The sequence below is a fragment of the Vibrio sp. JPW-9-11-11 genome (assembly GCF_013369335.1).
Lineage (GTDB): Bacteria > Pseudomonadota > Gammaproteobacteria > Enterobacterales > Vibrionaceae > Vibrio.
In genome coordinates, this window is the sequence record NZ_SZQJ01000030.1 from 1 (window position 1) to 1,156 (window position 1,156).

Here is a 1,156-nt window from a genome sequence, read left to right on the forward strand (position 1 = left end):
AGAAGTGAATCACAAGCTCAATCTCACTTGGCCCATCAGAGGCTCGAAACATGAAGCGACTAAATCCACTTCCCTGCCCAATGAGGCAACCCGACAAACGTTCAACAAGCGCCCTCTCTTTCCAACCGAAGCGCAGAACAATGGCAAATTGCCGAGGCAACTGCCAAATTGAAATGCTGATTGGCAAATGCGCTCAAAGAGACTTAGAGCCAGTGAAATTTGAAACCAACCGCCACGACCTGCAAATGAAGCAACCCGCGAACATTGACATGTTTTACGGGTTGAGAAATTCACGAACTTGGGCCGACAATGTGGATTTGCTGAGGCAACTCGAACGAACGGCTAAAGGGACAAAGAACAGAGATCGAAGAATTTTTAAGCCATTGAAATACAAGTAAACATAACGCCGCGTTAAGTAGTGAGCGACGCCGACCACCGTACCTAAACCATTGTGCCGTAAACACTAAATTCAAAGCAAACCGAGAATGCCAAGCGTTGCGAATCTGTCTTAAACGCTTTGTTAGCCCTACTTACCACAATCTATTGCTTTTGAAAGAAACACTACTGATTCATTTGTTGAAAACCCGCATTTTTCATAGAAACCAAATGCGCTTGATTCTTTCCATGTTCTCAATGAAATTTTTGCAATCTTGCCTTGTGTGCATATTAAATCAAGCTGAGCCATTAGCTGTTTTCCTATTCCATTCCCTGAAGAAGCATTTGAAACAAACAACTCCCTAATCTCACAGGTCTTGCTTCCTTTATACGGATAAACAAAACCTAACAATGCTCCAACTACTTCACCATCAAGTATTGCTATTAGTCCAATACCATCGTTCATTGACGCTATATGAGACAACCGCTCTACAGCCTCAGGTTCAGTCCAGTCTTCATTCCAAGGGGGAGCAGAAAAAACTTGAGAATAAATTTTCGCCAATTCAAACAAATAGTCACTATGATATTCGATTATTTCCATAATTCCTCTTTAGAGGGCTAACGCCCAATTAAGGGGTGAAAAACGCCTCCACCCAACCTAAAGCATTGTGCCATAAACACTAATTTTGAAGTAGAAGCAAAAATGCCAAGCGTTGTGAATCCCTCTTAAATTGCTTGTTATATTTATTTTGGGAAACCTTCCACCTTAACTGCCTGCAAC

The 1,156-nt window shown here is 42.0% G+C and carries 1 protein-coding gene; it reads right to left on the reverse strand.

Going from position 1 to position 1,156, the window contains the following annotated elements:
• Positions 1-526: 526 nt before the first annotated feature.
• Positions 527-976: a GNAT family N-acetyltransferase gene (locus FCU94_RS15840; protein ID WP_176289458.1), complete on the reverse strand. Its 450-nt coding sequence runs from the start codon at positions 974-976 to the stop codon at positions 527-529.
• Positions 977-1,156 lie beyond the last annotated feature (180 nt).

What these genes read in the sequence shown, in the direction of transcription:
- FCU94_RS15840 (WP_176289458.1), bottom strand. Translation starts at nt 976, where the DNA reads ATGGAAATAATCGAATATCATAGTGACTATTTGTTTGAATTGGCGAAA.